This window comes from Limnohabitans sp. (assembly GCF_038134685.1).
In the GTDB taxonomy this organism is placed as follows: domain Bacteria; phylum Pseudomonadota; class Gammaproteobacteria; order Burkholderiales; family Burkholderiaceae_C; genus Limnohabitans_A.
In genome coordinates, this window is record NZ_JAYPVP010000041.1 from 1 (window position 1) to 7,888 (window position 7,888).

Here is a 7,888-nt window from a genome sequence, read left to right on the forward strand (position 1 = left end):
CCGTGGCAGCAGCCACCTCTTACAACATTCAAATCGGGGTAGGTGGCGCAGGTGGAAACAATCCAACCGGGGTGGTGGAATGCGGCGGTGGGATAGGACATGGGCAAAACGGCACAGACACCAGCTTTGGCGCAATTTCTGCCCCCGGCGGCGGAGGTGGGGGGTGCGCCGCCCCGCCTCCTTCAACTTACCCAAACGGGAATCATGGTGGCTCGGGCGGCGGCGGCGGAGCACCCACAAACTTCGTCACAGCCTCGGATGTAACTGGCACGGGTGGCAGTGGCGTGGGAGGCGACGGAGACCAATTTAATGGCGCTACTGGCGCTGCGAACACCGGTTCAGGAGGCGGAGGTGGAGGCTCCAGCGCAGGAGCAACCGGTGGCTCCGGAGCAGACGGTCTAGTCTTGCTTCGATATTAGCGAAAGTTTCTTTCTCACCCAAACTATCACCAAAGGAAGACAACACCGAAGCTTATCCGCGAGCCCGCCCTTCATAGTTAAGTAGGTCTGGAAATACTCTCCCCGCGACTCCAATCAACTCATACTCCAAGTTGGCTAGAGAAGTTTGGCCAAGCTCTTCAGACACGCCAAGGTTTTCAGGCTTCCACGCCTTCGCCCAAAAATATACTGGTTTTCGCAGCACAGGTTGATACGATGGAAATTCAACGAACAGCGCTTGAGCCCAGGCCAAATACTTTTTCGTGATTTTTCTCGGGTCATGACCGGGTACAGCACAGGCACTTAAATCGCCGATGTGATAGGCATACCCGTCACCCCACCGAGCAAATTTTGAGGTGTCCGTCTGGACACCTTTGAGGTTGGCGCTTAACACCCCAGATGTCTTGCCCGCCACCTCTGCCTTGCCAATGTATAGCGGCGCAAAGGTTTCGTCCTCAACGGTTCCAGCCATATATATGAGACCATCAAACTGGCGAGTGCCCTTTTCCCAATCGTCAACGAGTGTGCTGGCTGCCAGTCGAATCAAGGCCTCCATGGCCCCGCTGCGACAAAGCACGCGCCTAATGTTCGCCTTCCCAATTTCTCTGGTACGAACGACTTGCTCGTCCGACGAGTCGAATAACGGTACCGAGTCAATTCGCACGCCATGCCGAGCGCAGAAGCTATCCCAGAGTCTTATTGCACCAGTCTTCATGGAAAACCACTCCCGCCGGCGCTGGCTGACTCTGGTGGCCGAAGCTCAGTCAAATTCGGGCGAACCGACTCCGACAAGCGAGCCTTGATATACCGCTCCGTCGTGGTGATGCTGGTATGGCCGAGCAAATGTTGTATCTCCTCCAACGGAACGCCTCGACGGTACATGTCGGTGGCCGCCTTGCCCTTTAAGTCGTAAGGCCCGAAGTCCTTCAAACCAGCCTTCTCAACGAGCCGCCTGAACATCGCCCCGATGCCCTGCGGTGTGTATGGCTTGCCTGCTCGGCCGTGAACAAATGTCTGGGGCACCACCCTCCTAGACAAATGTGCATCGACCAGCTTGGCTATGTCGCCCACGACTTGAACGTTTACCTCCTTCCCTGTCTTGCCCTGCCGAAATTTCAAGACCCTAACGGACTGGCCTGAATCGTAAATGCGGTCAATATTGGCTGGGCCGGCTTTCAGGATGTCCTCCAAGCGCTGCGCGGTGCGATAGATGAGCGTCATCAGGTTTCGCAGGGGCTCGGAAGCCAGCTCAAAGACCTTGTGATACTCGGCATCGTCGATATACCGGGCGCGTTTCGCTTCACTGTTGCGCTTTACCCCGATGCAAGGGTTTTGGTCGACCCAGCCCCGCTCCATGGCTTTGGTGTACACATGGGACAGGAGTGCCTTCTCGCGGTTGGCCCTAATTGGCGCTGCCTTGGCTCTCTCATCCCGATAAGTTGCGACATGGTGCGGGCGAAGCTCCCCAAATGGAATGTGCCCCAGAGCCTTTTTGAGGCGCTCAGCCTCAATCTGATTGTCGCGGTAGGTTCGTGGCGCTTTCCTAGGGGCAATCTCCCCCAGGTACCAATCCAACAGGGCTGACAATGACCCGCGCTCATAGGCTGGGTCTTCCATCTCAGCCCACAGGCGCTTGGCAGCGTTCAGGTCTTTTCCAAGGTTGATGGGCTTGCCGCCCCTAGGCGTGTACCAGTAGCTCGCACGGCGCTTGTAAAGCCGTGGTGGCAAATCAAAGCCAGACTTTCGCCTCCTGCCCATATCAGCCCTTAAACGCCTCCATATTGACCTCCCAGGGCCCCTCTGCGGGTGCCGTTGATTCAGTCCGCGTCATGCGATTGAAAAAATATGCTCTCGCCACCTTCGGTCTCCCAGCCGCATCTTCCTCAAAGACCCAACCGTTGGCCTGCAACCAACGTTTTTGGGCCGCAGGCTGCTCACGCCCGGTTAGGTCTTTCAGCTCGGCTCGGGTCAGGAACAGTCGCCCCGTTATACCGTCACCAGCGCAAGAAATCCAGCGGCTTTCCCCCTGGGTCATGCATCAGCCCTTCCCTGCCAGGACACCGCGAAGGCATCGTTTGACTGGGTAGACGGCTCAAGTTGGACAGCCTGTAGCCTGGGGTGGACAAACGGTGCAGCCGAGCTGGCGATTTGCGCCGCACCCTTATCGTCACCCGCCTCATACAACCGCCTCATCACAGCCAGCATGACCTCAAGCGGCGACAACCCGGTTCGTATCGCCTCATCAGCAATCTGACGCGTCCTAGCGTTACACGAACCCCTGGGCCTTCCAGCATTTGGCCTCGCCCCTCCACGCGTTGATTGAGTTTGATTCATTTCAGCCATCCCTATGTGGCAAATAATTTAAATGGTGTTCACTTGGTGAATCTGGGTTGGCCCAGCCTGCACGGCAAATACCATCGTTTTGTGAACCTATTTCAGAATCGGTCAGATGACACAGCATCAGCGTTTGAAACTGCTTGCTTCATTTTCTGAATAGGGGGCAGTGGGTCGAACATCGTGTAACGCCCCTTTTGGAAACCTTCAAAATGTCCTGGGTCAAACTTGTCGCTTGGGCGAAGCGCCTGCCAAGTGATTGCCCAAAGGTTCGCGTCGTTGGGGAACTTGCCTTGGGCAGTCTGGTAAATCAAGCCCGCCTCCTCGAGCGCGGTCAAGGCCTTACGAACGGTTGCACTGCTCCTCCACCTCCTGGGACCAAGAACACGCATCGAACTCAGGAGATGCCCGTTATTTACCCCGTTGAATTGAACGGCAATATCAATGAGCAGCGACTGCGCGGCAAAGCTCAATCGGAGGTATGCCTGAGAGTTCAAGACCGAATGCGGTAGCGCTAGAAATGGGCCAGCGATAGGCGCTGCGGACGGCGACTTTTTGCGGCGACGTGTTCTTGGTTCCATAAACCCTCCTTAAAAAAACAAGACCCCTTCACGCTGCCGCATCGACTCTCAAGCCAACACATCACACGAAAATTTAGCGGTCACTCAACACCAAAAGATTAGGCCGAAAAAGTGACGCTGGCAACGCGGGGGATGTAGTGTTTCCGGGTAAATAGCCCGCGATATATCAGGATGAACTTGATGCCCACAAGTCGTTAACAGGTCGATTAACCGGTTACTCAAACAGGCGCCGTTGTTACAGCGCTTGCTCAATCAAGCGGCTGCGCTTACTATCGGCTCAGCAACTGCGACTAACCAAAAACAACAAAGCCCGCCTAGTGCGGGCCTCTCTTTATCTTGAAAATTTCAGGGCGAGTTTTCCCCTCAATTGGTCAAGATAGTTATTATTCTTATGCCGTGATTTTCGGCGACCCCACCAATGCTTGCAACGCGGGGGATGTAGTAGAACCGGGTAAACCAATGGTAAAAATCAAAGCACTTATTTATCTTCTTCTCGCCTGTGGCGTGGGTTATGCCCGCGCGCCTGGCACGGTAACCGTGCATATCAACGCAGGCAGTCCAAATGCCATCAGCTATCCTTTGCAGGCAGAGGCTGAGAGAGAGATTCCAATCGATAGCCACGGCTGGAGCCACAGCAACGCAAGGCGTATCGGCTCTTACTCGCTGGTAAAGTGCTTTCACAAATCCGGCGCGACAGCCGTTACAAACTGCGTAACGGGCTATGCCAAGGGGCGTTTCACTCAGTACACCGGCCGCTTGTTTTTAGCCAGCAGCAGTTCCGTGCAACAGACAAAGGTTTTTTTGGAGTGCAGTCCCGGTGACTAAATCTATGGCTCTCTTTCACCCAATGGTAAAAATCAAGTTACTTATTTACCTTTTGCTGGCGTGCGGAGTGGCTAACGCCGGGGTGACGCTTAGCCTCGAGGGCAAGCCCCCCATGGTTCAAGTGAAGTCGGCTCCCACGGTCGCTCCTACCCCCCAGAAATCGACCGTCCTCTTTGGCTTTGACCAGGCCGTCCTAACCCAGCAGGCTCAAGTGCTCCTCGACCAATAACTGGGCACCCTTCAAACCACCGAGTTGATGGTGGTGGTCGCGGTGGGCCACACCGATTCGGTCGGCGGCGAGAAATATAACCTGAGCCTGTCCACGAGGCGCGCTGCCGCGGTGCGTGACTACCTGTTGAGCCGCGGGGTATCGATGCAGCGTATCTACATCGAGGGCCGGGGCGAGTCCGACCCGCTCGTTAACAACACCACCGAACTAGGACGAGCCAAAAACCGCCGGGTGGAAATCGAGCTGATCCCCGCGGGTCAACGGATGAGCAACTTATCAATCTCTTCTACATTTCAATGAGTTAGGGTCAAAGCCCACCCCGAAAAGGTGGAAAGCCGGTACCAAAGATCACACCGGCATCGGCAAGATCGGCGTCGGCCACGAGCCCTGAGGCAACCAGTTCTTGAGCGCGAGCGACCAGTGGCGCAACCAACTCGAGCGCCAAGGCCTGGGCGGTATCCGACACTGGCCGCTGGTGCACCCGCGGTAGGCTACCGGGGCCCGTGGCCTTGCCATCCTTCCAGGTGTAAAAGCCTTGGCTGGTCTTCTTGCCTAGGTGTCCCGCTTCGACGCGTGATTGCAAGCAGCATGGAACCACGGAAACCAATGCCGTATCGGCGCCGTCGTTACTGGTGTTGATACCAGCCTGGCTGGCGCGGCCATTGGATGCCCCTGTGGGCTGCGCCGCAGCCAGCGAACGGCCCGCGGCCAAGGCAACGTCAAGTCCTACCGTATCGGCAAGCGTCAGCGGTCCCATGGGCATGCCAAAGTCAATCAAGGCCTGGTCGATCTCATGGGGGGACATACCCGCATCAACCTTACGCATCGCGGCGAGCATGTAGGGCGCAAGTACCGCATTCACCAGAAAACCAGGCGCGCTCTTCACTGGTAGGGGCAGCTTGTCAATGCGTCGAACAAATTGCAATGCCCTGTGCATCACGCCGGGGTCAATGCCTTCAGCCTGAACCACCTCCACCAGAGGCATCAATGCCACTGGGTTAAAAAAATGTATGCCCACCAGTCGCTGTGGCCTTTGCATCACCAAGCGTAAGTCCTCTATGCGCAGGCTAGAGGTGTTGCTGGCAATGATGGCATCGGGTCGGGCAATTTTTTCAATATCACGCAAAAGGGAATGCTTGGCCGACAAGTCTTCAACGATGGCTTCAAGAATAAGATCGGCGTGTGAAACACCTTTGCCATCAGGGTCGGGAATCAGCCGGTCTTGCGCCGCGCGTCGGGCGTATGGGTCTCGCAGACGTTTGGCAAACAAGTTACCAGCTCGGGCAAGCGCAGGCTGGAGGCGATCGATTCCTTGATCTTGCAACGTGACTCTTAATCCGCGCAGTGCACACCAAGCTGCGATGTCGCCACCCATGGTGCCCGCGCCCACCACGTGAATGTGGTTAAGCGGTGCAGCGCCCTCAGCCGCTGTCTTGCCAAAGCCTTTTAAGCGCTCTTGCAAAAAGAATACCCGCACCAAGTTACTCGCCGTCGGCGACCGAACAATTCCATCAAGAATCTCCTCCACCTGCAAAGCATCACCATCGGTCTTTTGCCAAAGATCAATGAGTGCATAAGGCGCCGGATATTGGTCCCGCCGCACTTGACGCGCGAGCTGCTTGCGGGCTGTATGGGCGACAAACGGACGCATCAAACCCCAATTCATCACGGCCTTCATACCCGAGGCGCGGGCAGCGGGCCGACCCGACAATATCAGTCCTCGGGCCGAGTTATGCATGACCCGGGGGGGCGCTGCCAAATCAACGATCCCGATTTGTTTCGCACCCCGCGCGTCCAAACTTTTGCCGGTTAGCATCATGTTTAAAGCAGCCTGCGGTCCAATCAGCCTAGGTAGCCGTCGCATCCCACCCCAGGCCGGCACAATACCCAGCAGCACCTCGGGCAGCCCCAGGCGGGTACCCGGCGTGTCAACGGCAATGCGATAACGACAGGCCAGAGACAGCTCCAATCCGCCTCCTAGGCAAACCCCCTCAATTAACGCAAGTGTCGGGTAGCGCACAGCCGCTAGCCGATTAAACAAAGTCCATCCCCGTCGCACCAGCGCAATCGCCTCATCGCGCGTGGTGAGGCTTTTAAACTCCTCAATATCTGCGCCAGCGACAAAGCCTGAGTCTTTGCCGGACGCGATGATGAGACCGACGGCGTGCACCTGATCGAGATAATCGAGAATCTCTTGTAGCTCGTCCAATACTGCCGCTGACAGGGTATTGAGTCCAGAACTTTCAGTCTGCAGGCTGGCCCAAAAAAGCTTGGGGTTGTGATTGTCAAGCAATAAAACCCAATTTTTCAGTGGCAAGACTGAAGCAGCTTGCCTTTCAGAGCCACCTGCCGACGAGTATGGAGTTCCGTCCGTTGGCGATGTCGTGGGCGCACGGTTCATGACACCGTCTCCACTAGCGCGGCACCGCCGAGACCACCGCCAATACAAATGGCGGCCATACCCCGCATGCTCTTTTGCGATTTTTGTGTGTCGTCTGCCGCGTTGGTTTGATTAACCAAATTCGCACCCCCTTTGCGCTGTAGGCTGCGTGCAAGATGCAGCACAATACGCGCCCCCGAGGCGCCCACTGGATGACCCAAGGCAATCGCCCCGCCATGCACATTGAGTCGCGTGTCACCGATGGCCCCCATCGGCGCGACTCCAAGCTGCTCATGGCAATAGGTGAAATCTTGCCAAGCCTTTAGACACCCAAGAACCTGAGCAGCAAACGCCTCATTTATCTCCCACTGGTCAAGATCGTTGAGCCCGAGGCCGTGGCGCTGCAAAAGCGGCGTGGCGGCATGAACCGGCCCAAGGCCCATTTCAGCCGGATCCAGACCAGCCCAGTGCAGATCAACAAGGCGCGCAATGGGCGCGAGTCCGAACTTTTTTATCGCCGCCTCAGAGGCCAACAGCACCCACGCCGCGCCATCGGTGACTTGTGAGCTGTTACCGGCCGTGATGTTGCCGTAGGGCTTGTCAAACACCGGCCGTAATTGAGCCAGTGCCGCTTCGGTGCAATCGCTGCGCACGCCATCGTCTTCTTTATAAACGGTGCCGCGGTCATCGACGACGGGTATGATTTCGTCAGAAAAAACGCCCGTCTCACGCGCCCGGATCACACGCTGGTGGCTGCGCATTGCATACGCATCCATCTCATGCCGCGTAATACCAAAACGATACGCTAAGTTTTCAGCGGTCTGCCCCATTGAGAGCCCAACCACAGGGTCGGTGAGACCCTTAAGAATCGCGATGACTGGCTGCAAGGCCGCACGCGCAGGCAGCTTAACCAGGTGTCCGAGCTTGGCGACTGTCGTTTTTTTTCCTGCCATGGCAGCGAACCAGCGCAGCATGGTGTCGTTATAAATCAAAGGGGTACGTGATAAGGCATCGACACCACCGGCGAGCACCAAATCGGATCGACCGGTCTGAATATTCGCCATGGCCGAGTCGATGGCCTGCAACCCCGAGGCGCAATTGC

9 protein-coding genes are annotated in these 7,888 nt (G+C 56.7%); 3 read left to right on the forward strand and 6 right to left on the reverse strand.

Annotation, left to right across the window (positions count from 1 at the left end; genetic code table 11):
- Positions 1 to 2 precede the first annotated feature (2 nt).
- Positions 3 to 419 (forward strand): glycine-rich domain-containing protein, encoded by a 417-nt coding sequence (locus AAFM15_RS11725; protein WP_371833109.1) that lies wholly within the window; start codon positions 3 to 5, stop codon positions 417 to 419.
- Positions 420 to 471: 52 nt separating this feature from the next.
- On the opposite strand, the gene AAFM15_RS11450 is transcribed toward AAFM15_RS11725, so the two are convergent.
- From AAFM15_RS11450 to AAFM15_RS11460, 4 genes are all read right to left on the reverse strand, one after another.
- Positions 472 to 993: a hypothetical protein gene (locus AAFM15_RS11450; protein ID WP_341686842.1), complete on the reverse strand. Its 522-nt coding sequence runs from the start codon at positions 991 to 993 to the stop codon at positions 472 to 474.
- 155 nt (positions 994 to 1,148) lie between these two features.
- Entirely contained in the window at positions 1,149 to 2,024 is an 876-nt protein-coding gene (locus AAFM15_RS11455) for a tyrosine-type recombinase/integrase (RefSeq protein WP_341686843.1), read from the reverse strand.
- Between the two features lie 172 nt (positions 2,025 to 2,196).
- On the reverse strand, positions 2,197 to 2,472 hold the full coding sequence (locus tag AAFM15_RS11730; protein WP_371833110.1) for a DUF4224 domain-containing protein: 276 nt from the start codon (positions 2,470 to 2,472) through the stop codon (positions 2,197 to 2,199).
- Between the two features lie 400 nt (positions 2,473 to 2,872).
- Positions 2,873 to 3,244: a hypothetical protein gene (locus AAFM15_RS11460; protein WP_341686844.1), complete on the reverse strand. Its 372-nt coding sequence runs from the start codon at positions 3,242 to 3,244 to the stop codon at positions 2,873 to 2,875.
- Positions 3,245 to 3,688: 444 nt separating this feature from the next.
- On the opposite strand from AAFM15_RS11460, the gene AAFM15_RS11465 reads away from it, so the two are divergent.
- Positions 3,689 to 4,177 (forward strand): hypothetical protein, encoded by a 489-nt coding sequence (locus tag AAFM15_RS11465; protein WP_341686845.1) that lies wholly within the window; start codon positions 3,689 to 3,691, stop codon positions 4,175 to 4,177.
- A 256-nt stretch (positions 4,178 to 4,433) separates the two neighbouring features.
- Complete coding sequence (locus AAFM15_RS11470; RefSeq protein ID WP_341686848.1) at positions 4,434 to 4,706, forward strand: OmpA family protein; 273 nt, start codon at positions 4,434 to 4,436, stop codon at positions 4,704 to 4,706.
- Positions 4,707 to 4,713: 7 nt separating this feature from the next.
- Here the strand turns inward: AAFM15_RS11470 and AAFM15_RS11475 are convergent, their stop codons facing one another.
- Together AAFM15_RS11475 and AAFM15_RS11480 are read right to left on the reverse strand one after the other, a co-directional pair.
- Entirely contained in the window at positions 4,714 to 6,807 is a 2,094-nt protein-coding gene (locus tag AAFM15_RS11475) for a 3-hydroxyacyl-CoA dehydrogenase NAD-binding domain-containing protein (RefSeq protein WP_341686846.1), read from the reverse strand.
- Positions 6,804 to 7,888 (reverse strand): acetyl-CoA C-acyltransferase (locus tag AAFM15_RS11480; protein WP_341686847.1); only part of this gene is annotated, 1,085 nt, incomplete at its 5' end. The genes AAFM15_RS11475 and AAFM15_RS11480, both read right to left, overlap by 4 nt.